11 protein-coding genes are annotated in these 23596 nt (G+C 75.0%); 5 read left to right on the plus strand and 6 right to left on the minus strand.

From position 1 onward, the window contains the following. Positions 1 to 4: 4 nt before the first annotated feature. Together ABT340_RS37980 and ABT340_RS37985 are read right to left on the minus strand one after the other, a co-directional pair. Complete coding sequence (locus ABT340_RS37980; protein ID WP_352015760.1) at positions 5 to 457, minus strand: VOC family protein; 453 nt, start codon at positions 455 to 457, stop codon at positions 5 to 7. A gap of 329 nt (positions 458 to 786) precedes the next feature. Beyond that, entirely contained in the window at positions 787 to 1062 is a 276-nt protein-coding gene (locus ABT340_RS37985) for an SseB family protein (protein WP_352015761.1), read from the minus strand. A gap of 508 nt (positions 1063 to 1570) precedes the next feature. Between ABT340_RS37985 and ABT340_RS37990 the strand changes: the two genes are divergently transcribed. The 5 genes from ABT340_RS37990 to ABT340_RS38010 all read left to right on the plus strand — a co-directional run bounded on the left by ABT340_RS37990 (position 1571) and on the right by ABT340_RS38010 (position 11628). Then, positions 1571 to 2299, plus strand: coding sequence for a lytic polysaccharide monooxygenase (locus ABT340_RS37990; protein WP_352015762.1), 729 nt, complete (start codon positions 1571 to 1573; stop codon positions 2297 to 2299). Positions 2300 to 2529: 230 nt separating this feature from the next. Continuing rightward, complete coding sequence (locus ABT340_RS37995; protein ID WP_352015763.1) at positions 2530 to 3786, plus strand: hypothetical protein; 1257 nt, start codon at positions 2530 to 2532, stop codon at positions 3784 to 3786. After that, the gene (locus tag ABT340_RS38000; RefSeq protein ID WP_352015764.1) at positions 3783 to 5891 is read left to right on the plus strand and encodes a CHAT domain-containing protein; all 2109 of its coding nucleotides are present in this window, start codon (positions 3783 to 3785) and stop codon (positions 5889 to 5891) included. The genes ABT340_RS37995 and ABT340_RS38000 overlap by 4 nt, the downstream gene beginning before the upstream one ends. Then, the gene (locus ABT340_RS38005) at positions 5888 to 10612 is read left to right on the plus strand and encodes a hypothetical protein (protein WP_352015765.1); all 4725 of its coding nucleotides are present in this window, start codon (positions 5888 to 5890) and stop codon (positions 10610 to 10612) included. Before ABT340_RS38000 ends, ABT340_RS38005 begins: the two co-directional genes overlap by 4 nt. Then, positions 10609 to 11628, plus strand: coding sequence for a hypothetical protein (locus tag ABT340_RS38010; RefSeq protein WP_352015766.1), 1020 nt, complete (start codon positions 10609 to 10611; stop codon positions 11626 to 11628). The genes ABT340_RS38005 and ABT340_RS38010 overlap by 4 nt, the downstream gene beginning before the upstream one ends. 8 nt (positions 11629 to 11636) lie before the next feature. Here the strand turns inward: ABT340_RS38010 and ABT340_RS38015 are convergent, their stop codons facing one another. From ABT340_RS38015 to ABT340_RS38030, 4 genes are all read right to left on the minus strand, one after another. Further along, positions 11637 to 13505 (minus strand): hypothetical protein, encoded by a 1869-nt coding sequence (locus tag ABT340_RS38015; RefSeq protein WP_352015767.1) that lies wholly within the window; start codon positions 13503 to 13505, stop codon positions 11637 to 11639. Continuing rightward, a complete protein-coding gene (locus ABT340_RS38020; RefSeq protein ID WP_352015768.1) occupies positions 13502 to 17278 on the minus strand; it encodes a vWA domain-containing protein in 3777 nt (1258 codons plus the stop codon). The genes ABT340_RS38015 and ABT340_RS38020 overlap by 4 nt, the downstream gene beginning before the upstream one ends. Continuing rightward, positions 17275 to 18492 (minus strand): ATP-binding protein, encoded by a 1218-nt coding sequence (locus ABT340_RS38025; RefSeq protein ID WP_352015769.1) that lies wholly within the window; start codon positions 18490 to 18492, stop codon positions 17275 to 17277. The genes ABT340_RS38020 and ABT340_RS38025 overlap by 4 nt, the downstream gene beginning before the upstream one ends. Positions 18493 to 18655: 163 nt before the next feature. Next, positions 18656 to 23596 carry a DNA-binding protein gene (locus tag ABT340_RS38030; RefSeq protein WP_352015770.1) on the minus strand — a complete coding sequence of 1647 codons (4941 nt, stop codon included), beginning with the start codon at positions 23594 to 23596 and terminating at the stop codon, positions 18656 to 18658.

Genomic DNA, 23596 nt, shown 5'->3' on the forward strand with positions numbered 1-23596 from the left:
AGGGTCAGTCCCCCCAGACGGTGCGGACCTCCTCGAAGACGCGCTGGTCGTGGGAGATCTCCACGACGTTGCCGTCCGGGTCGCGCAACGCGCAGACGTAACCGACCGGCGGGGGCAGGTCCATGGGCTCCCAGTGCAGGCAGCCCCGCCTTCTCCCCTCGGTCGCCGCGCGGTCGACGTCCTCACGTTCGGGCACCTCCATGCCGAGGTGCGCGAACGGGAACAACTGTGGCTGCCGCCTGCCCCGGTCGGCGGCGAACTCCACCAGCACGAGCACGAAGGGCGTCTCGACCTGCCCCTCGTTGGACAGCCAGGCGTTGCGTCCCTGGTCGTCCTCGTGCCGGGAGACGACGACCAGCGGGGTCATCGTGGTGTAGAACTCGATCGCCTCGTCCAGATCGCCGCTGGGCAGGGCGACGTGCGTCCAGCGTGCTCTGGTGAGTCTCTTCTCCGGCATCCGCCCCTCCCTGGACCCTCCCTCGCGCCGTACAGCCGATGTGGGTGGTCCTTCCCCGGCCACACGCCGGAACGCCTGGGGTAGGGCTCACCTCACCCCCGCGCGGCGGAAGAGTCCGGCCTGCGCCGTGGGAGCGGCCCGCCCGTGCGCTCTTTCCGCGTCCCCGTTCGCCTCCGCGGGATCCGGGAGGACGAGGCCCTGACGTCTCCGGGACCCGGCGGTCCGATCCGTGAGGGAGGGCGGCCGTTCGGCCGCCCTCCCCGTTGTTCCCGTGTCGGCCCGGCGGAGAGCGACGGGGGAACGCCCGGAACCTCCGGGCGGGGCCCGTCTCACGCCGCCTGCAGGCTGGGGTCTCCCTCGGTTCCCGCAGGGTCGATCACGATGCCGCTGACGCCGAGGTCCTCCAGCATCCTCCGCAACGCGCGCTCGGTGAGCCACATCCAGGCGTGGCCGTCGCCGAGTGCCCGGACGAGCCGGTCCCGCGAGGTGAACGCGACCGCCGTCCTCTCCCCGGTCGCCGTCCGGAACAGGCGCAGGGCCAGGCTCCCCCGGCCAGCGCGTACGGGCACCAGCAGCGGGGGGTCGTTCCGGCGCGAGATCTCCATGGACTCCTTCTCCTTCAGGTAGCGAGGCGCGGTGGCCGCGCGAGAAGCACGCTATGGCGGCCATCGATCGGAAAAAGTGATCCAAACGGGATTCTTACGCCCGCAGAGCCATCTCTGACAACCCTTTGACAGGGAAGATCCCGAGATGGCCATGGATGCCTGACTTCACCGGACCGTACGGCTCGCGCCCGGGGCACACCGGACGGCGGGAGCGACCGGCGCCACCCAGGGGTTTCCCGGTGATCCCCGAAACGTTCCCCGATTCCCTTAACGATCCCTTAACCGGCACTCAACGAGCGTTCAACACCCCTTGCACATACGCGAGAAAGGCGGAGGCTTCTCCCAGGCGGGACTCCTGTCCTCGTGACACTCCCCCGGCCCGGGGCGAGCACCCCCCGCGTGACGGCTCCCCGTCACGGCCTCGTCCCGGGCCTCACTCCACACGAGGATTTACTGTTAGGAAACTTTCCTTTATATTCGGAGTCACCCCCCAGCAAAGGAGCACCACATGCGGAGAACGACAACCCTCGCATCGGCCTCGATACTGGCCATGGTGACCACCGTCTTCATGGCGACTCCTGCCGAGGCACACGGTTACATCTCCTCCCCGCCGAGCCGTCAGGCGTTCTGCGCCCAGGGCAAGATCTCCTGCGGGCAGGTCAAGTACGAGCCGCAGAGCGTCGAGGCCCCTAAGGGCTCGAGGCAGTGCAGCGGCGGTTCCCGCTTCACCGAGCTCGACGACGACAGCAGGGCGTGGCCGGTCACCAGCGTCGGCAACACGGTGAACTTCACCTGGACGCTGACCGCGCGTCACGCCACCAGCACGTGGGAGTACTTCATCGGCGGCTCCAAGATCGCCTCGTTCAACGACGGCGGCAGGCAGCCGGGCTCGACCGTCTCCCACAGCGTCAGCCTGGGTGGCAGGACCGGACGCCAGAAGGTCCTCGCCATCTGGAACATCGCCGACACGGGCAACGCCTTCTACGCGTGTGTCGACGTACAGGTGGGCGGCGGTAACCCCGACCCCACCCCCACCGCCACGCCCACCGTTACCCCCACGGTGACGCCGACGGTGACCCCGACCTCCAACCCCGGCGGCACCTGGGCCGCGGGCACCGCCTACCGCGCGGGTGACCAGGTCACCTACGGCGGCTCCACCTACCGCTGCCTGCAGGGCCACACCGCCCTGCCCGGCTGGGAGCCGGCGAACGTGCCGAGCCTCTGGCAGAAGATCTGACCCCTCTGGTCGTTTCTTCGGACGGACCCGCGTCTCACCAGGACGCGGGTCCGTTCCCTTTCTCCAGAGCCCCGTAAGTAAGGCCATTTACGCACCCAAAAGCCGAAATAACGGCACAAAATGGGTTTTTCCCGGCGGGTGAGAACGGGCGGGCGAGGGCACCCGCAACGACCCGGTCACGAATTTCCATCCGGCCCCGGGAACGCGTTCCCCCGGCATATTTTGCTGCTGTGCATCCCGAGCGGGTCCGGGCCAGGCTGGACCGGTCTGCGACCACGGCCCTGCGCCTCGGCCACGAGATCGGCGGCTGGATGCGGCGCGGCCACGACGACCGGCGGCTCCACCGTTTCACCGGCCACCTCGACGTGCTCGACGGGGTCCTGTCGCGGATGCTCGGCGCCGTCGTCCGCGAGATCGAGGCGATCGACCCCCGCGCGGCCTCGGGGGAGGCCTACCGGCGCTGCGGCGAGCTCGACGGGGCCGTGTTCACGATCCGGCGCCTGTTCGACTGGTACGCCGCCAAGTACGACCAGCGCCGCGACCCCGTCCTGGCCGGGATCCTGGCCTGCGCCGACGAGGTCGTGCTCAGCTGCTGGCGGCAGCCGTTCGAGGATCTCGGGCGTGAGCCGCCGACCGGGCCGCTCGCCTACGTCGAGCCGCGTTTCGACGCCTTCGCGACTCCGCGCGTCTCCGTGCCGCCCGACCTGCGCCTGCCCGCCGACTCCCTGGTCGCCGAGTTCGTCGGACGGCTGCCCGTCCCGGTGGTCTGCCTGCCCGAGTGGACGGCCGTCCAGGCGTGGTGGCTGACGCTGGCCGCCCACGAGGTCGGCCACCACGTGCACAAGGACCTGGACCCCGGGCTTGAGAACGCCAGCAGGGACGCCCTCGCCGAGGCGACGGGTGACGAGAGGTGGCGCCGCTGGGCGCTGGAGTCCTTCGCCGACGCCTACTCGGTCCTGATGCTCGGCCCCGCCGCCGCGTGGATCGTCGAGGAACTGGGCCACGGCCCTCCCGAGTCCCTGACACGGGCCCACGGCGGCTACCCGCCTCTCCCGGTACGGCTGGCGCTGATGGCCGAGGTCGCCAGGCAGGCGGGCCTCGGCGGCGCGGGAGCCCCCGAGCTGGCCGGGGCCGCCGGAGCGCTGCTCGGCCTGCGGGCCGGTGGCCGTACGCTCGTCGAGCTCAGCGGCCTGTCCCCCGGGTGGTTCGCCGAACGGGGCACGGTGCGGGCGCAGGCGCGCTCGCTGGCCGGATCCGATCCGTTCCTGCCCCGCCTGGCGGAGCCGTACTCGGCGCGGCTGCTCCTCGCGGCGGCGGCGACGGTCGTTGACGCGGGCCCGGCCGCTCCGTCCGCGCTCCACGCCAACCTGCTGCGACACCTGCCCCGGTGCGGCCCGCCGGGCAGGCTCGGCGTCTCCCCCGCCGGGCCGCCGGTCGCCCGGCTGGCCGAGGAACTGACGGGACGACTGCTCGGGAGCACGCGATGAGCGCCCGGCTGCTCGTCAGCGTGACCGGTCCGGAGAACACGGTGACGGTCCTGCACGAGGGCAGGCCGTTGCCCTGCGACGACGGGGCCTTCTCCTATCCGCTGGAACGCGGGGCCGGGCCGTCGCTGACGGCCAGGGCCGCCGCCTGCCCCGACGCCCGCTCGTACGGCACCGCGCTGTTCGAGGCCCTGCTGCGTCCCGTCTGGCGGGCGGTCACCGGCCTGACCGGGAACGGCCGGGGGATCGAGCTGGCGTTGCGGCTGCCGATGGAACTGCAACCCCTGATCTGGGAGGCGATGTACACCGAGGACGGCCCGCTGGCCGCCCACCCCCGCCTGCTCGTGGCCGTCACCCGGCTCATCCCCGCCCCGGGGCCCGGCGGGCACCGCACCGTGCGGGGAACGCCCAGGATCCTGTTCGCCTCCGGCGCGAAGCTGACCGACCCGGTGATCCGCCCGGGAGCGATGTTCCTCGGCCTGGTCAGGGAGTGCGAGTCGCAGGGGCTCGCGATGACCAGGATCTCCGAGGAGACGACCGCGGACCGGCTGCGGCGGCGCTGCGCGTCCCTCCGGCCCGACCTGGTGCACCTGGTCGCCCACGGCAGGCCCGACCCGGTGGACGGGGAGACCTGGGTCGAGCTGGCGGGTGAGTGGACCAGGGGCGGCGGCCTTGCCTCGGCGCTGGTCTCGGGAGACGCTCCCCCGCCGCTGGCCGTCGTCCTCAGCGTCTGCCACAGCGGCGCGCACGGCGGCCTCGACCGCACCTCGGGGCTGGTGGAGACCCTGGTGCGCGGCGGGGTACCCATCGTGGTCGCCGTCGCCGGGGAGGTGACCGAGTACGCGTGCCGGTTGTTCTCCCGGCGGTTCGTCCAGGCGCTTCTGCACGGGGACGCGGTCGCCGAGGCCGCCGCGCACGGGCGCAGGGCCGCCCTTCTCGGCGAGCCGAACCCCGACGACCGTCTCGACTGGGCGATGCCGACCCTGTTCCTCGCCGAGACGCTGCCCGCGGACTTCAGGGCCGTCGATCCCGGGGAGGTCAACCGCACCAGGAGCATGGCGGGAAGGCTCGAACTCCTCGAAGGACCCGCCTACGTCGGCAGGGGACCCATCTTCGACACCCTCGACGGGCTGATCGCGCCGGGAAGCGAGCGGACCTTCCTCGGCGTCACCAGCGGCGGCGCCTTCGGCGGCATGGGCGGCACCCGGCTGCTCAGGGAGATCGGGTTCCGGCTGCTGCAGGCGGGTCACCTTCCCCTGCTGCTGGCGCCGTTCAACGACGTCCAGTCCGCGCCGCACAGCCTGCGCCAGGTCGTCGGGGAGGTCCTCGCGCAGGTCGTGCGGACGGGCGAGCGTCTCTCGCTCCCGGTGCCACGGCTGCGGTCCCTGTGGTCCGGACCGCCGCGGAGCGGAGGACGGCACGGTCCTGACGCGGACGAGGACGAGGCGGTGGCACGGCAGCGGGTGAAGTCGGCGGTCGCCCGGTTCGCCACGTCGGCGGCGCCGCTCGTGCCCAGCGCGGTCGACACGCTGCTCGCCGCCGACCTGGCCGACCTGGCCGGTGCGGCGGAGACGCTCGGTCCGCCGTTCGGCGCCCACACCCGCGTGGTCGTCCTGGCGGAGGCGCTGCACCTGTGGGTCGGGGCCCTGGGCTGGACGGAGCCCTCGCAGGGGCTGCTCGACCTGCTGACCCCGGACGGTCTCGGCACCGCCGCCAGGCCGGTCCCCGTGGTCGCGACCGCCGCCCTCGGTGAGTGCCCGCCGTTGCGCAGCTTCCGCGAGGAGAAGGCCGGAATGCCGTGGTGCGCCTTCCACGACCTCGAACCGCTGTCCGACGAGGAGGCCTCGCTCGGCTTCCAGTGGGTTCTGCTGCAGCCGTGGCACCCGAGGGAGCGCTTCCGCCTGACCTACTACGCCGCGCCGGGCAGTGATCCGGCGGTGCTCAGGGAGAGCTTCAGGCTCCACCTCGAAGGGCGTCCCGGTTTGATCAAGACCGAGCTGTACCGGATGGCGCAGCTCCTGGCCCTGCACAAGGTGTTCCTCACCCACGACGACACCGAGGGCTGGAGCGTCTACGCCCGAACCCACGGCCTGAGGTACGAGCCGTGAACCCGGCCGACCTGGGCGCCGAGCTGGAACGGCACGCCGCCGCGTGGCGGGCCGAGCAGTTCGGCCGTTTCGACCCGGCCCGGCTGGCCAGGCTCGCGCTGCTGCCCGAGTGGACCACGGAGCTGGCCGTACGGCTCTCGCTGGCCCCCGAGGAGGAACTGCCCGGGTTCCTCGACGACCTCGACGACCTGGGGCTGGTCGAGTCACGGACCCTGCCGACCGGGCGGGAGGCGTTCTGGGTGCGCGCGAGCAGGCGGCCGGAACTCGGCTCCCACCTGCGCCAGGCGCACGGGCGGCTGCTCGACGAGGTCACCGGAGAGCTGCTCCAGCTGACGTACCGCGTCGCCGAGCTGGGCGACTGGCGGCGCGCCGCGACCGTCTACCGCGGGGACCGCTCGGGCGCCACGCTCATGGCGGACGTCTCCGGCCTCGTCGAGTCGGGCGCGGTGAGCGAGGCCGCCCAGCTCGTCGCGACCGCCCGGATGCTCGGTGAGGTCCTCGGCGAGCCGCTCGCCGGCGCCGCGCGGCGGGCGCGGCGCCGGGTCGACCGCGCGGCCCGCGAGGCCGAGGACGCCCGTTTCCTGCGCCACTACCTGCCCCGCGCGGGTATCGAGGCCGCCCTCGCCGACCTGCTCGGCGACGACCCGCCGTACTGGGCGCTGCACCTGCTGGGCGCGGGCGGGACGGGCAAGACGATGGTCGTGCGCCACCTGGCCTCCGGCCGTTACGCCCGGGACCGGGGGCCGGCGCCCGTTCCGGTGGCCAGGGTCGACTTCGACCACCTCGATCCCCGCTATCCGCAGGACCGTCCCGGGGAGATCCTGCTCGCCCTCGGCGAGGAACTGCTGGGGTTCGGCATCGGAAGGGACGCCGAGAACGCCCACCGCAGGTTCGTCGACTCCGTCACCGGCCTGCACGAGGAGCTGGCGCGCGGCAGGCGCCTGTCCGGCAGGGCGGCCCCGATGCTCGACCACATGGTGAGGGCCTTCGCCCGGTTCGTCGGGGAACTTCCGGTTCCGGTGGTGCTGGTGCTGGACACCTGCGAGGAGCTGGCCAAGCTGTACCCGCCGGGGGCGCCCGCACCGGCGATCGACATGACCTTCGGCCTGCTGGAACGGCTGCGCGAACGGGCGCCCTCGATCCGGGTCCTGCTGGCCGGGCGCCGGTGGCTCGCCACGCCGTACGACGCCACCGGGGAGACCGGGGAGACCGGGACGTCCGCGGGGCCCCTGCTGCGGCCCAGGCCGTACCTGCGGGTGGTCAGGACGCACGGCTTCACCCGCGCCGAGGCGGACGACTACCTCGCGGCCCGTGAGGTGCCGCCGCCGCTCAGGTCCGCCGTGCTCACCCGGTCGGCGAACGGGGACGTCTTCAACCCCTTCGACCTGGCCGCCTACACCGAGTGGGCGCTGAGCGAACCCGAGCTCGACCCTCTGCGGCTGCGCGACGCCGAGGGTGATCCGTACGTCGAGCACCGGATCATCGGCCGTCTCGCCGACCAGGGGGTGACCCGGGCGCTGGCGGTCGCCGCCGAGCTGGGCAGGTTCGACCGGGCACAGGTCCGCCCGGCCCTGCTGCGCCTTGGCCTGGACCCCGACGCGGTCTTCGACGGCCTGGCCGCCCAGGAGTGGGCACGCGTCACCGAGACGGGACGGGACGGCCGCCCCCGGGTGGTCGAGCTTGATGAGCAGGTCAGGATCCGCCTGCGCCGCGTGACGACCGCGGACCCGGGCAGGTTCCCGCTCAGGAGGGACCTGCTCGGCCGGGACGCCGCCGCCGTCGCCGACACCGCCCCCGTCCTGTCCGAGGTCTCGGCGGCGACCGTGCTGGCCGCCGTCCGCCTGCTGCCCGCCGGGGAGGCGGCGGATTTCTGGCGAAGGGTCGAGAACAGGGCCGCGACGCAGGAGGCCTGGCCGTGGGCCGAGCAGGTCACGGTGCGTGCCGCCGCCGAGGAGGCGCCGCGGGCCGGGGAGCCGGGGCCGTCGATCCTGGCCGCGATCCTCGCCACCCAGGCGGCGGCCAGGACGCACACCGGGACCGGGGGCACCGGCGAGCTGTGGCGGCGGGTCGCCGAGCACGCGCCCGGGCATCCCGATCCGGCCCAGGCCGTCGTGCTCGCCGATCGCGCCCTTCTCGGCCTGGCCGCGTCCGGGGCCGATGTCCCGCTCGGCGACGTCCTGCCCGGCGTGGTCGCCCGGCGCGCGGCCCCCGAGGGTTCCTTCGTCGCCGCGCTCGACGGTTGGATGCGGCACGGCGACTGGTCCGTCCTGCGGGACGCGGACCTGCGGCGGATCGGCGAGGGCCTCGACCGCGCCGAGGAGGGGCGTCCGGACGCCGCCGCGCGGACGGGGATCGCCGCCGCGGTCACCGCCCAGCGTGCCCTGCTCGCCCTGCACCACGGTGATCGCGAGACCGCCGGCCGGCTGGCGGCCCACGCGTTCGCCGCCGCCCTGCCCGCCGTGCGGAGACCCCTGCCGGACGCCCCTGAGGGGAACGCCACCGCCCTGTCCCTGGCGCTGGTCGCGGCCGCCTCCCCCGGCGACGCGCCCGCCCCCGCCTGGGCCGACTGGCGCGTCCCCCGGCGTCTGGACGCGCGCTGCCTGCTCGTGTGGCGGCTGGTCACGGCGGGGCTTGAGGAGCACGACGACCTCCAGACCCCGTGGCACGCCTTCTCTGCCCCGATCGACGACATCGACGTGGAACGGCTGCTCTCCTGGCGGGTGCGCGTCCACAACGGGAGACGGCCGCTCGACCCGCACGTCCTGGAGTCGCTGACCGTCCTGGACGCCTACTCCCCGGCCAGACGCGCGTCGGTGTGGCAGCACCACCGGGTACGGCCGCTGGTGGCCGAGGTGGCCGAGGCCTGGCTGACCCTCGGTGAGCCCGCCAGGGCCGCGGAACTGCTGCGCGGGCGCGTCGAGGCGGCGGTCGCCGCCGGGGACGACCCGGACACCGTCGAGCAGTGCCAGCTCGCCCTGATCCGGGCCTGCCGCCGCGTCAGGTCGCTCGCCCTCTGTCCGGAACTGGCCTCACTCGCCGCCTCGGGGACGCCCCTGGTGCGCGCGGAGGCCTGGATGACCCTCACTCTGGTGACCGGGACGCGGCCCGCCTCGCCCGAGGAGGCGGGCAGCTGGTACGGCTGGTGGCAGTGCCAGGACAGGCGTTCCCTGGCCGGTGGCCGGCCCTGGGGCCCGCCGTCCACGGCCGAGCCCGGCATCCCCTGGGAGCTGACGCTGGCCGCCCGCGAGGAGTACGCCGGGAACCCTGAGACCCCGGCCGTTCGTCCCCCGGTGCCGCCCCCGGGACCGGGAGGCGAGGGCAGACGGCTGCTGGAGAAGGCCGAGACGCTCGCCCTGCGCTCCCCTGACCTGGCCGGGCCGATGCTCGACGAGGCGGCGGCGCTGCTCGACAGGGCGTACGACCGGCGTGGCGCGCTTCAGGCCCGGATCCTGGCGTTGCTGGCCCGGGTGCGTGTCGGCGACCCGCGCGAACGTCCTCCCGTCGCGGTCCTGGACGCGCTTCCCCTCGGGGAGGTGGACCTCCCGCCCGGCTCCGGCTGGCCGGAACGGATCGCCTACCTGCGCGGCCTGCTTGAGGACCCCGCCGCCACCGGCTCCGACCTGCCGGAGCTGGCCCTGGACCTCGCCGCCTCGGCTCCCCTGTCCCCCGGGGCCTCCTCCGCCTTCGCCGTCGGCGGGTTCGGCGGCGCCGTACGAGGGGCGGCCGTCGTGGCGCTGCTCGCGCTGGCCTTCGCGGCGGGGCTGCTTCCCGTCGCGGACCGTCTGCCGTCCGTCCTGCGATTCCTGTCCGCCCTGGTCCCGTTCACCGCGGCGGTCGTCCTGGTGCTGCCCTCCGGCTGGGAACGACGCGTGCCGGTGGGCACGATCGGTCTCCTGGACCGGCTGATCCCCCGAATGCTCGTCGTCACGGTCATGGGCGTCGGGCACCGTCGCGCGGTGATCCGCGTCGTCGGCCGCCGGTCCCTGCGGAACCGGAGGCCGGACTGGGCGGACGTGGCCTGGAGCGGGCCCCCCGACGGTGGGGAGTTCGCCATGTGGAAGTTCCAGCGCCCCTATTTCGCCGATCGTCTCCGGCCCCTCGTCCGGCTCGAACTTCCCTCCTCTCTCGACGACGAGCCTTGGGAGTCACGCCTTCCGCCCCACGCCCGGGTCTTCCGGGGCGCCGCCGCGCCGCCCGCGCAACCGCCCGCCCCTGAGCGGAACGCGGACGGGCAGGTGGTGCGCCGGACGTCCTTCTCCCTGCTGCACGTCGTCGGCACGGCCGTGACGACGGCGGCGGGACCGCGGATCCGCCTCAACGGCGACCTCCAGGGCAGACGGTCCGAACTGCTCGGCCCGATGTCGATGGAGGCCGGGACGAGAACCCTGGTCGCCCTGCAGGCCGACCCGGTCGACGGGCCCCCGGCGCCGCTCGCCGAGCAGCGTGGCCGTTTCGCCGCCATGGCGAGGGAACTCCTCGCCATGGGCACCCGCGCCGTGCTCGTCGTCCCTCCGCTGCCCGACACCGTCGCCGACCAGGCCGTGTCCCTGGTGCGGTCGAGGGCCTCCGGGCACGGAGCCTCGCTTCTTCCCCGGCACCTGCTGCGGCTCCAGCGCGACCTGCGGGCCCTCGTCGGGAAGGCGGGCGGCGAACGGGAGGCCGTCTGCGACGTGCTGCTCTTCCTGCCGACCACCTTCACAGGAGAGGACACCCCCGGATGACCATGTGGCAGCGGATCGAATCCTGGTTCCACGCCGCCTCGGAGCACATCACCGTCGGATTCGTCCCCGAGGAGGGCGCGGCGGTGCCGGCGCCGTACGAGGGATACGTCCGGCTGTTCGTCGCCGAGGGGTTTCTCGCCGACCGGCGCAGCTGGGCCGCCGACCAGTATCCGGCGCTGCACGGCGGGGTCTCGCTGTCCTTCCTCGGCGGGGAGCCGCTGGCGTTCACCACGATGGCCGGGCAGTCCTCCTGGATGGCCCCCGGCGTCACGCTCGGCGAGCCGATCACGCCGCTGCTGCCGTACGGCGGGGGCACGGTGACGGTGCAGGCGGGCCTGTACCGCGTCTCGGGAAGGGGGCCGCTCGGCACCGCCGTACAGATCGCCGGGGGGCTGGCCGGGCTGGTGGCGCCGCCGCTGGCCGCCGCCGCGACCATCGCGACCAAGGTGTCCGAGGGAATCGACAGAATCCTGGGCGACCTGGGCGAACAGCCGGTTCTCGGCGTGCACTGGACCATGGTCGCGCCCGTGCCCGGCGTCTCCGGCTCCGGCGTCAGGACCGTGCGCGCCGGGCACCTGGTGGTGATCGACTCTCCCGAGCCGCCGGGGACGCTGTCGATCGAGGACGGCAGGCTGCTCGTGGACGGCAGGCCCCCCGTCGGGGCCGACTTCCTGGTGCTGCGGATCGAGTGCAGGACCGAGCGGGACGACTGGCGTTTTCCCGAGCTGGCCCAGCTGATCGACCGCGCCGGGGAGGAGTATCTCCGGCGCGGGGAGACCCAGACGTTCCGGGACCTGCGCTCCGATGCCGTGGTGCGGGCCTGGTGTTCGCCCGACCTGACGCCGCTGGACAGGAAGCGGGTGGCCACGCTGGTCGCCGGGGAGATCGACGAGGTCAGGCGGCTCGGGGTGGTTCCCGGCGGGGAACGCTCGCTTGAGGAGGCCGTCGCACTGCGGCTGCCGTCACGGGACGCCCCGGAGCTGGACGGCCTGCGCCTGGCCGACCTGCTCGCCTGACCTCCTTCTCAGCCGGGACGCTCCGGCTGCCAGGAGGCCCTGACCAGCGCCCGTTCGGTGGCGGCGAGGTGGAGCGCGGCGGCCAGCCACGCCCAGGCGTACCGGTCGCCCCCGGTGTCCGTCAGGCGGCCGAACACGTCGCGGGCACGGCGGTCGGCCTCGGCGCCGAGCGCGCCGACCAGCTCCGCCGCGGTGCCGAAGCCGGCCCGGCGGAGCGAGGCCCGCTGGGCGAGGCAGTCGCCGCCCCTGGCGGACTCGGCGAGCGCCCGTCTGCCGCCGGTCACGGCCAGCTCGACCAGGCGGCGCACCCGCCACAGCGGTGAGCCGGTCACCGGGTCGGGGCCCGGCGCCTCGTCCCCGGCCGGCCCGTCCTGCGCGCAGGCCTCGCGAGGGGGCAGGTGGGAACCGCTCAGCCGGTCGTAACCGAGATCGGCGTGGCCGTGCCACTCGGCGGGCAGGCGAAGTGTCGGACCCTCCCCCGGGACCGGCCCGGCCGCCAGCGGGCGCATGGTCGCCGCCCTGTCGGGGTCGAGCCGTCCGAGCACCCTGACCCGCAGCCCCGGCCGGGAGGCCAGCTGCCGCAGGTTGGCGACGTGGGCGAGGCCGGGGTCGGAGCTCGCGGCCATCAGGCGGATCAGCGGCCCGTCCTGCGCCGCTCCCCCGGGGGACAGCTCGCGGGCGAGCAGCAGTTCCCCGACGGCTCCGACGACCATCAGGTCGCAGCCGACCGGCCGGTTCGTCTCGTCCGTCTCCCGTGGTTCACGCCAGGCCTCCTCGGCGAGCCTCAGGTCCGCCGCCTGGGCCAGGGGCCGGGAGAACAGCGCCGCCAGCGGCCCCTGCGACCAGGACGGCCTCGTGACGGAGGTGGCCCTGACGCCCTTGCCCGAACCGAGACGCCCTTCGGGGGAGACCGTCGCGCCGGAGATCAGCAGGCCTCCCCTGGCCAGTTGCGCGTGGTTCAGGGCCGCGGAGCCGAGCGCGACGGCCGCCGTGCCCGCCCCCTTCGCGCGGGCCGGTCCTCCCGGCCTGACGTCGGCGACGGAGAACCAGCGGCCGTCCTCGGTGACGAGGTGCGTGACCACCCCGCCGTAGCCGGTCGCGCTGATCACCGGTTCCCGGCAGACCCCGTAGACGCGCAGTCCCTCACCCTGACGGTAGGCGCGGCGGGCGGTGCCGACCAGAGCCGGGTCGGGGTCGGAGGCCGCGAGCCTGCCGGAGGTCAGCAGCAGGTCGCCGAGCGCGGAGACCAGGTCGGACAGGCGGTGGCCGTCCTGGCGTTCGCGGGCGGCGCGCACGCCGCGGACGACGCGCAGCGCCGCGGCCTCCGCCCTGGGCAGCCCGGCGAGCCTGGCGGTGTGCGCGGCCCTGAGCAGCTCGGCCTGGAGCAGCGCCCCCGCTCCCGGCACCCCGGCCGCCAGCACGGCCGTGCCCGCGGCCCACAGCTCGGCCGCCGCCGCGACCTGTCCCTGAACGGGTCTCCTGGCCTGCGGTGTCTCAGCCGGGGCTGTCTCGGCCTGGGGTGTCTCCGCGAGGACGGGCTCGGCCGCCGCCGCGACCGGGTCGCCGTCGGAGCCTCCCTCCGCGACCGGGCAGGCGCTGAGGACGGCCGCCAGGTGCAGACAGCGCGGCGCCAGCAGGCAGCTGCACAGCGCCGCCGCCGGGTCGGTGACGACGCCCGTCCCGGCCGGGCTGAGGGTGACCACCGCGTCCTCCCCCCAGCTGACCGAGACGCGGCCCTGCTCCTGGGTCATGGGCAGGCCCGCGCAACGTCCGACCGCCTCCTCCAGTCTCCTGCGCAGCCGGGGGGTGAGGTTCTCGACCGCGGTCGCGGCCACGTGCGGCTCGACCTGCGGCAGCCGTACGGCGGGCGGGGTCAACGGTTCTCTCCTCTGAGGCGGTCGCCGACCCAGCGGGCGAGGGCGAGCGGGCTGAGCGCGGCGACGGGCATGCCCGCGGCGACCAGTTGCTGGGCGACGGGCACCGAGTAACGGGGTGCCCCCGTGTCGTCGAGCGCGGCGCACCCCAGCAGGTGCACTCCCGACGAGACGAGGGAGCGGACCTCTCCGAGCAGGCCCCCGATCGGGTAGCCCTCCTCGAAGTCGCTGACCACGACGACGAGCGTCCGGCTGGGCACGGTGACCAGGGACCGCGCGTGGGCGAGCCCGGCGGCGATGTGGGTGCCCCCGCCGACCTGGACCTCCAGCAGCAGGGACAGCGGGTCGGCCACCTGGCCGGTCAGGTCGATCACCTGCGTGGAGAAGGCGAGGAAGTGGGTCGAGAGCGTCGGCACGCCCCCGAGGACGGCGGCGGTCAGCGCGGACCAGACGACCGAGGCCTCCATCGAACCGGACACGTCGACCACGAAGATCAACCGCCAGTCGGCCTCCTTGCGGACCGAGGTGTCGAAGATCGGCCGTTCGGGGACGACGACGAACCCGCCGTCGGCGTTCCTGCGGGTGTGCGCCAGGTTGGCCCTCAGAGTGGCGGGCAGGTTGAGCCTGCCGTTGCGGCGGCTCTGCCGGGGCGTCGACAGGCCGGTCAGCGCGGGGCGCAGGCGGGTGGCGAGCTCGCGCGACAGTTCGGCGACCAGGCGCCGCACCAGCGGCCTCAGCTTGGCCAGCTGCTGCTCCGGCAGGCCGCCCGCCAGGGACAGGACCGAGGTCAGCAGCTCCACCGAGGGGCGCACCGCGTCCGGGTCGAGCACGGACAACACGTCGGTCCTGCCCTCGTCCGCGGCCCTGGCCAGCACCTCCTCACGGACCTCGGGCCCGAACAGGGCGTCCAGCTCGGCGGCCCACTCACGGGCCCCGGGGAAGGAGGCCCCCTGGCCACCGGCCTGTCCGCCCTGCCCGGCCGTCAGGTCGTCCGCCCCCTCTCCCCGGCCTCCGCCGTACAGCTCGTCGAGCGCGTGGGCGTAACGGCGGGCGTCCTCGGGGAGCCGTCCGGTCTCCCTGCCGAGCAGCAGACGCCACCTGTCGGCCGGGGTGAGCCTCCGGGCCGCCCGTGACGGCGTGCCGGGGTCGCGGGCGGTCGGCGGCCCCTCGTCGTCTCCGGTGTCCGTTTCCTCGGGGCCCGGAGACGGCAGGGGGACCCCGAGGGCGCCGAGGGCGGCCAGCCCGGCGGCGTCCGCCGCCGTCCACAGCGCGAGCAGCGCCGGTGGCGCGCCCAGCGCCAGGTCGATGCGGTCGCCGAGCCGGTCGGTCACCGCCAGCAGCAGCCGGTCACGGGCGGCCGGGGTGAGCGTGTCGAATCCTCCGCGCAGGGCGGGCAGCCGGTCGAGGAACTCACGGTCGGCGAGGCCGTCGACGCGGTCGAGCAGCGGTTCGAACACCGGCGTCGCCGACTGCAGCAGCGGCCCGGCCGCGGTGAGCAGTCCGGTGACCAGGCGGGACAGGCGGTGACGCCCCTCGGGACCGGTCGCGGTGTCGATCCACCCCGCGGCGCGGGTGCCGAGGGTGTGCGGTTCGTCCAGGTCGAGCAGGACCCTGGCGGCGAGCGCCGCCCCCTGCATGAGCGGGGACCCCTCCTTCGCCAGGGTGGCGAGCACGTCGTCCATGCGCATGCTGAGGCGATGCTCGCCCGCCCGGGTCACGAGCGCGACCAGGGCGGCGGCGTCCTCGTGCCGGTCGCTGCCGACCAGGCCGGGCAGCGCGCGGACTGCGGCGTCCAGCAGGGTCGCGGCCAGTTCGGCCGCCTGCTGTCTGCTGTGCGGGGTGGTGCCCGGCAGGTGCCGTCTCCGCAGCGCCTCCAGCAGGTCGAGCGCCCGCAGCAGGTCGGGGAGTCCGGCGGTCGCGGGGAGCACGGCCGCGGCGTCCTCAAGCCGGTCCGTGACGAGGCCGGGCAGGTCGCAGACGGCCGCGGCGCGCAGTCCCGTCAGGATCAGCTCGCAGGTCGGACCGCCCTCCGCCGACTCCCGGCGGAAGTTCTCACGCAGGGTGCCCGCCGCCGCCAGCTCCGCGGTGACACCGCGGATGCCCGCCAGGTCGAGCAGGGCCGCGACGGAGGGGGTCCATGAGAGCCGCCAGCGGGTGGTGAGCGCGGAGGCGTCCCCCGTCCCGGTGACCTCGATCTGCTTGCCGTACCCGACCCCGCACACCAGGAGGCGTTGCAGCAGGACCTCGCGGCGGCCGTCCAGGTCGGAGCGGAGCGGGTCGAGCCGGACCTCCCTGGCGTCGGGGTTGTCCGGGCAGGGCAGTTTCAGCGCCGCCAGTTCGGCCTCGACGGCGGGGCCGAGCCCGGAACGGGGCGTGCCCGGGGCGGTCCTGCCGCGTTCGGCGCCGACGAGGACGGCCTCCAGGGCGCGGGCGAGCGCCCTGCCCCGGCCCAGGGGTTCGCCCTGGCCGAGCACCATGGTCACCGCCTCGACGATCTCTCCCCGGCCCGGCGCGGGCAGCCCGCGCAGGCGCGCCAGGTCGCAGGCGACCCGCAGCGTCTCCACGGCCTCTCCGGTGCCCGCGGTGTGCCCGGCCTCGCGCAGTCTCCTGCACACGCCGGTGATCGCGCGGGCCGCGGCGTCCCTGACCCTGTCCGGGTCTCCGCCGGCCGCGAAGACCTCCTGCTGCCAGCGCGGGTCCCGGATGCCCGCCGGGTAGCCGGAGCGGGAGTCGAGCAGGTCGAAGGCGTACGGCACCAGCGACGTCGCGGCCGGGACGGCCTCCGGGGCGGGGACCCGTGCGGCGGCGCGGGCGTGCTCTTCCGCCCGTGCGGTGGCCTGCCCCTGTGCGGAGGCCACGGCGCCGGGTTCCTCATCCGCGAGGAGCAGCGCGGGGGCGTGGAAGGCGCCGACGACCGCGGCGACCCGCGCCCCACGGGCCAGGGCCCCGGCGATCACCTCGCGCATGTGCGCCTCACGGGCCAGGTCGGCCGGGGGCACGCCTCCGGCGGACTCGGCGTCCTGACGCAGTGCCCAGCCGACGCCGAGCGCGGCCCGGCGCACCTCCTCGGGGGAGCAGCCGGGGGCGAGCACCTCGACAGAGCGGTCCCACATGTCGTCGCCCTGCCTGCCGGTGCAGGAGGCGGCGAGCCCGTCAGCGAACGCGTTCCCCATCGGGAGGGCCGTGTCCCGGGCGTCCCCGTGGTCCGTGGGGGTTCCGGGGGGCTCGGAGGTCTCGGGCTCCTCGGAACCCGGCCTGGCGGCGACCCCGGCCCGGCCCGCCTGGGCGCGGGAGGACGGGACTCGCGCCCCGTCCCGCGCCGCGGCCGGGGCGGACAGCGGAAGGTCGCAGCAGAGCACCTCGGCCCCGTGCTGCCTGGCCCAGCGGACGGCGGCCAGCTCCGGGGAGAAGTCGGCGAAGGGGTAGAACCCGAGTCTGCCGTCCTGCCCGGTTCCGGCCAGGGCCACCGGCGCGACGGTCGCCGGATCGGCCAGGTGGACCAGCCACGGCTGGAAGTCGGCGGGCAGCTCGACGCAGACCACCTCGGCCCCGGCCTCCGCGAGCAGCGCCGGCACGGCCGCCGCCAGCGCGGGGCTGTGGTGGCGGACCCCCAGGAGGTACGGCCGGGCGCAGGCGGCCAGCGTGTCGACGGCCCGCCGGGGGCCGTCGGCCGCCCTTCCAAAGCCTCCCGCCGCCCGGGAAGCGCTCTCCGGCTCCCGGGAGGCGTCCGTCGTGTCCTCGGGGGCCCCGTTCCCCCGGCCTTCTCCGGTGGTCAACGCAGGTTCTCCCGCAGGTCCCACAGGCGGCGCCACATCGCGGAGCCCTCCTCGGCGCGGCGCCGTACCGGGCCGTCCCAGTAGCCGAGCAGCCTCGAATGGTCGGCGGGGTCGTCCTTGCGGACCACGCCGAGCAGGTGACCGGGCACCAGGTCGAGGACGTCCCCCGAGGGCAGGTAGGCGGCCGCGACCCCCAGGGAGGCCGCGACCTGCACCGCCTCGGCGGTCGACATCACCGTTCCCGGCCGCTCGACGTCCCAGCCCTCGGCGGAACGGCCGGAACGCAGGTCGCGGAAGACCGTGACCAGGGCGTCCAGCACCGCGTCGTCCACCCGGAAGGCGGCGCCCGCCCGCCCGACCACGGCCGTGGCCTGGCCGCGCACCAGGGCGGCCTCGGCCTCGGGGTCGGCGATGGGGTTGACGGTCTCGAAGTTGAACCGGCGTTTGAGCGCCGCCGACATCTCGGAGACACCCCGGTCACGCAGGTTCGCCGTGGCGATCACGGTGAAGCCGGGGGCCGCCGCGACCTGGGCGTCCGGGGTGCCCGCCAGTTCGGGCACGCTGACACGGCGGTCGGACAGGATCGACACCAGGGCGTCCTGCACCTCGGGCAGGCAGCGGGTGATCTCCTCGACCCTGGCGACGCGCCCGGAACGCATGGCGGTCAGCACCGGGGAGGCGACCAGCGCCTGGGGGCTCGGCCCCTGGGCGAGCAGCAGGGCATAGTTCCAGCCGTAGCGGAAGGCGTCCTCCGTCGTGCCCGCCGTGCCCTGCACGGTGAGGGCGCTCGTGCCGCAGACGGCGGCGGCGAGCAGTTCGGAGAGCATCGACTTGGCGGTGCCCGGTTCGCCGACGAGCAGCAGCCCGCGCTCGCCCGCGAGGGTGACCACGCAGCGCTCGACCAGGGCGCGCTCACCGACGAACTTGGCTTCGATCACGAGCCGGGACGGCGGCGCCTGGCCGTCGCCCGGGGTGGTGACGCCGACGCCGGAGCGGCGCCCCTTCGGCAGTTCCAGGGCTTCGCCGCCGCTGCCGCAGATGAACGTGACCACCGCCCGCGGGGTCAGCGCCCAGCCCGGCGGGCGGGGGCCGTCGTCGTACGCCGCGAGGAAGGCGAGTTCGGTGGCGTGGCGTTCCTCGGCCGGCTGTGCCTGCCTGGCCGGGGGAGCCCCGTCCGAGGTCGCGGCGGGCGCCGCCTGTCGCGTCGTGGTCATGGAGGGAGGTCCTTCGGGTCTCGCGCCCCTCGGGAGGGACGTGTCGTGTGGATGGTGCGGTGGCGGGGGCGGTTTCGACATCCGTCCCGGGGTCGTTCCGCGCCCCCGCCGTCGATCCCGGCCGGGACTCAGGCGAGAGGCTCGGGCCGTGACGTCATGGGGTTCAGCGGCGCCTGCCGCGCCGGATGCGGAGCTCCTCGAAACGGGGGACGTCCCCGTCGCGGACGCGCCGCCACGCCCTGGCGTGGAGGGCGGCCGCAGGCTCGATGGGCACGACCACCCCGAGCTGCGCGCTCTCTCCGCTGATCAGGTCGTACAGCGGGGCCTTCCACTGCTCGAACGGCAGGCGCGGCGTCCTGAGGTCGGTCCAGGCGCCCGGCAGGAAGAGTGAACGCCCCGCCCTGACCCGGCTGGCCTCGACCACCAGCTCCGTCGCGGCCAGCTCGGCGCGGGCCGCCTTCAGCCGGGCGGGCTTCCAGCCGGTCCACCGGGCGACGTTCCTGTCGGTGGGGTCCGGCATCGCCAGCAGGATCAGGTAGAGCGTGGCCGCGTCCGCGCCGATGCCGTACTCGGCGACGGCCTCGGAGACCAGCTCGGGCGCCGAACGGGAGGGGTCCTGCGGCCACCAGGTGCCGTCGGCCGCCCGCTCCCCCGCGGCCGGGTCGCCCGGGTCGGCCAGGAGCGCCTCGAAACGTGTGTCCCTGGCGGCGCGCAGCGCCAGCTCGACCGGGAACGGCGCCCCGGCCTCCCCGGCGAGGGCCCGCAGGGCGGGCAGGTAGGGGTCCTCCCCCGAGGCGTCGAGCAGGGCCATCCTGATGCCCGGAGCGGGCTGGTTGTCGTGGGTGGCCATGATCACGGCGCCGTAGCGCTCCCACCCGTCCGCGACCTCGCTGGGGGTCCCCGCGACCTTCCTGAAGCCGGGCAGGTTGACGTAGCGGCCCAGGCTGAGCATCAGGTCGGGGTTGGCCAGCCGTTCCCTGACCGTGGCAAGCGCGGCGGGCAGCACGGCCCGCACCGGGTCTCCCGCGGGCAGCCGGTGGGCGAGCCAGGCCATCACGGCGACCACGCTGACGAGCGTGGACTCGGTGAAGCCCACGGTCCCCTCCTCGATCGGGGAGACCCGGTCGCGGTACACCCGCCAGCGCAGGTCTCCGCTCAGCTCGGGCGCGGAGACGGGGTCGAGCAGCGCGGGAAGCGCGCGGCTCGGCTCCCAGGGGGTCCGCACCGCGCGGGAGGCCTCGGAGACGATCCACTCGGGGACGGCCACCCGCCTGCCGACCTTTTCGTTCCACACCCGCGCCGCCGCCGCGACGTCCGGGCCGTCCGTCCACAGCGTCGCGAGGTCGGCGGGCAGCAGCGCCGCGACGACCTGCCTGCGGACGGTGGCGTCCAGCTCGCGCAACTCGTCCCTGGCGACGACGGCGTCGGCGGCCTTCAGCCCGAGCCCGGTCCTCACCGCCGACGGCAGGAAGCCCCGGTCGTGGCTGTCGACGTACGGCAGGCCGGCGACGACCAGTCTGGCCGTCGTCAGGGTGACACCGGTGAGGCGGGCGAACTCCTCCGCGGCCTCCGGCCGCCAGGGGGCGGGGCCGTGTTCGGCCCACAGGGCGAGCAGCCCGTCGATCCAGCCGTCCTCGCGGTCCTCACCGACCGGTGCCGAGAGGCGCGCGGTGTAGGGCGGCGGGACGTCGAAGCGGCCGGACGGGTCGTGGAAGAGCGCGGTGAAGTCGCAGCCGCCGTTGTCGAGGGAGTTGTTCTGGAAGGCGATGAAGGCCCCGTCCGGCAGGGGCAGCACTCCGCACCAGGTGCCCTCGCGCCGGTTCCCGCCCTCGTCGACGAGCCACTTGTCGTCGAGGTGCAGTGACATGCGGCGCCAGACGGCGGGTTCGGCGGCGGAGCCGAGGCCGAGCGCGCCGATCTCACGGAGCAGGTCGTGCGTCGCCTCGGTGTGCCCGGGTTCGAAGGCGGCGGAGACGGCGCGGTAGGCGACGGCGGCGCAGCGGTCGAGCAGGGGCTCCCATCTGAGGGAGGTCTCCGGCAGCCGCGGCCCGTCGAAGTGGAGGGCGACGCCCTGGACCGCGGCCGGGCCCTCCTCGGGGACCGTGTCGGCCGAGGCGGAACGCAGGACCCCGCCGATCGTCCTCAGCTGATGGAAGGAGTCGTGGGAGGCGTTGCCGTACCACCAGGGGCCGGAGACTCCCAGGCCGTTGAGGGCGCGGGCGAGCACCTGGTCGGGGGGGCCGGACGGTGCCCGGTCCTCGTGGCCGCCCGCCAGTGCGCGGTCGAGCCTGGTCGCCACGGCGTCCAGGGTGATCTGCTGGGTGGCGGCGAACCGGGCGACCCCGGCGATTCCCGCGATCAGCGCCTCGTCCCTGACCTGGGGCAGCAGTGCGCGGACCTGCGCGTGCAGTTCCTCCCGCACGGCCTGGGCCGGCTGTCCCTGCCGTTCGCACTCGGCGCAGACGGCGGCCTTCAGCAGGGCGACCGCGGTCTCGGTGTCGATCCGGCGCAGCGCGAGGGAGCCCTCGGGGTCGCGGGGGCGCAGGCAGCGCCAGTAGCGCGGCGGCGGCAGCATCGCGGTGCCCTCGGCGAACATGCCGGGCTCCCGGCCCACGGTCACGGCCGCGACGACGACCCCTTCGGGATCGACGAGCTTGATCCTGGGGTAGCTCTCGACGAGGGCGCGCGGCCGGTCGTCCCCGGGGAAGGTCACGGCGCCCGAGAGGGTCTCCCGGTCGCCGGGCAGGGTGACGACGCGTCCCGCGAGGTCCTCTCCGCGCAGTCCTCCGCCGGGCAGACGGACCACCCGCCAGCCGAGCAGCCCGCCGACCGGGACGGCGACCGGGGTCGCCTCGGCCGAGGGGAGGGGCAGCAGCCAGCCGCCGTCGAACACACTGCCGGGCGGGGCCGAGCGCACGGCGTCGGCGAGGAAGCCGGGAAGCCCGGGCCTGCCGTACGTCCCACTGACCGGGTCGTACTCACGCCAGCCGTCGCCCTGCTGGTCGGGCACCCAGAAGGAGGCGCCGTCGCTGATCAGGTTGCTCCTGGCAGGCACGACGGTGTCTCCCTGGTGGATGACGCCCGCGCCCGTCGTCCGGCCGCCGCCGGGCAACGGCAGGGTCACCAGGTCGTTGCGCAGCGCCCATATCCCGGCCCGTCCCTGGAGGGTGCGCAGTGACCCGGCCGAGGAGTGCCAGTATCCGCGTAGCTGGTCGCCCGCGCCGTAGGCGTTCCAGTAGACCAGCAGTTCGCCGTCCACGTAGTGGAAGCCGGGGTCGCCGTAGACGTCGGCGGGAGGCCTGCGCAGGTCGTGGACGAGCACGGTGCCCTCGGTGCCGATGACCCTGGCCTGGGAGGGGCCGGAGACGACCAGGTGGGGCCAGGCGTCGGCGACCTCGATCTCGTCGAGGTCCTTCGGGCTGACGAGCGCGGCGATCGCCTCCTCCCAGGCGGGCCAGCCGAGTTCGTCGACGAGACCGCCGCGCAGGGTCCTGGCCAGTTCGGCGGCGAGGTCCGCCCGCGCGACCGCGGCGACCTCCTCCGCGGCCAGGACGAGGCCTTCGGCGGGCAGCCAGGTGAGCCTTCTGAGGGCGTCGGGCAGCTGCGGCAGGCCCATGGTGAACGAGCGGCCCGCGACCGCCCGCATCCAGCGGGCCAGCATCGGCCTGCCGCCCGGGGAGGCCGCGAGCACACGCACGGCCCGCCTGCCGTCCTCGTCGTCGCGGAACCGGTCGGCGGCCTGGTCGAAGGCCGCGGTGAAGCGAGGGTCCGCGGCCAGGGCGAGCAGGTCGCGCTGCCCTTCGCCCCGCGCCCACGGTTCGAGCAGCAGGGCGGCGTCGTCTCCGGGGGCGGCGACCGGCACCCGCTGGGCCAGCAGCAGGTCGAGCAGGTCGACGTCGAGTTTGATCGTGAGGCTCTCGCCCGTCTCGGCCAGCTCGGCGCGCAGCCGTCCCGCGATCTGTTCCACCAGGTCGTACAGGCCCATCAGGCGCGGCTCCGCCTGCCAGCCCGGGCTCCAGAGCCGCTGGAAGCGCCTGAGCCAGCCCGCGGCGCCGTCGCTGGGCCGTTCCTGCGGGGTCACCTCCCCCTCGCCGAGGCCGGCGTCGGCCCCCGACTCCTTGAGGATCTCAAGCCAGAGGGCGGGCAGCTGCCGCTCGTCACCACGGGGCATGAGGTTGAGCAGCGCCCCGCGCACGGAGGCGTCCCGAGCACCGAGGGCGACCAGGGCGGAGCGGTGCGCCTTCCACCAGCCGAGCGGAGCCCCGGCGGTCGCGGGCAGGCCGAGCAGTTCGGCGAGGTAGTCCTGCTCCTCGGCCTCGGCGTCCCTGCCCGCCGCCTTGGCCAGGCGCCGCAGGTCGCCCGCCATCTGGGTCGACGGTGCCAAACCGCCCGCCGTACGGCGCACGCACAGGCCGCGGAACCTGCGCAGCGCCTCCTGGGCGGGCACCCTGGCTGCCAGCTCCTTGGCGTATCCGGACAGCGCCTTGACCGGCAGCGCCCCGGCGAGCGCGAACTCCAGGAAGACCGCGTCGAGGCGTTCCTCGTCGACCGGCAGGCCGTGCTCGGCCTCGGCTCTGCGCGCCTGGCCGAACATCTGCGCCGCGTAGGTGACGCTCTCCGCGGCGAGGAAGGCCCGGCCCGCCTCCTCGAAGAAGGTGGGCAGGAAGTGCGGGACCGATCCGGCGAGCTGTGCGGCCAGACGCAGGTAGGCGTCGAGGGCGGCCTTCGGCTTCGTCCTTGCCTGTCTGGCGGTTCGTTCGAGCTCGGGCACGACGGCGAGCGCGTGGTGGCCGTCGCGGGGGTGGTGCACCAGCACCCACTCGGGGAAGCCGAGTGAGCGCCGCAGGCCGACCCCGACCACGACCGGCTCACCCGCGGCCTCAAGCCCGAGGAAGCCCGCAGCGGCGTCCTCCGCGACCCCCAGGTCCTCGGTGACCAGGCGGACGACCACCCGGCCGTCGAGCCCCGGGTGCCGGTAGGGGCGCGCGGTGAGCGCGACCGCCCGTTCGTCGCCGCCGTCGGCCCCCGGGAGGAGGACGGCTCCGGCGTCGAGCAGCTCGTGTGCCCCGTCTCCCGTCGCCGTCGCGGCGCCCTCAGTCGGCAT

It is taken from the genome of Streptosporangium sp. NPDC000239, from assembly GCF_040300765.1.
In the GTDB taxonomy this organism is placed as follows: Bacteria; Actinomycetota; Actinomycetes; order Streptosporangiales; family Streptosporangiaceae; genus Streptosporangium.

Bases quoted from the DNA above. Each gene is read 5' to 3' on its own strand.
- ABT340_RS37985 (WP_352015761.1), bottom strand. From the start codon at position 1,062: ATGGAGATCTCGCGCCGGAACGACCCCCCGCTGCTGGTGCCCGTACGC.
- ABT340_RS37990 (WP_352015762.1), top strand. From the start codon at position 1,571: ATGCGGAGAACGACAACCCTCGCATCGGCCTCGATACTGGCCATGGTG.
- ABT340_RS38000 (WP_352015764.1), top strand. From the start codon at position 3,783: ATGAGCGCCCGGCTGCTCGTCAGCGTGACCGGTCCGGAGAACACGGTG.
- ABT340_RS38025 (WP_352015769.1), bottom strand. From the start codon at position 18,492: ATGACCACGACGCGACAGGCGGCGCCCGCCGCGACCTCGGACGGGGCT.
- ABT340_RS37980 (WP_352015760.1), bottom strand. From the start codon at position 457: ATGCCGGAGAAGAGACTCACCAGAGCACGCTGGACGCACGTCGCCCTG.
- ABT340_RS38030 (WP_352015770.1), bottom strand. From the start codon at position 23,596: ATGCCGACTGAGGGCGCCGCGACGGCGACGGGAGACGGGGCACACGAG.
- ABT340_RS38010 (WP_352015766.1), top strand. From the start codon at position 10,609: ATGACCATGTGGCAGCGGATCGAATCCTGGTTCCACGCCGCCTCGGAG.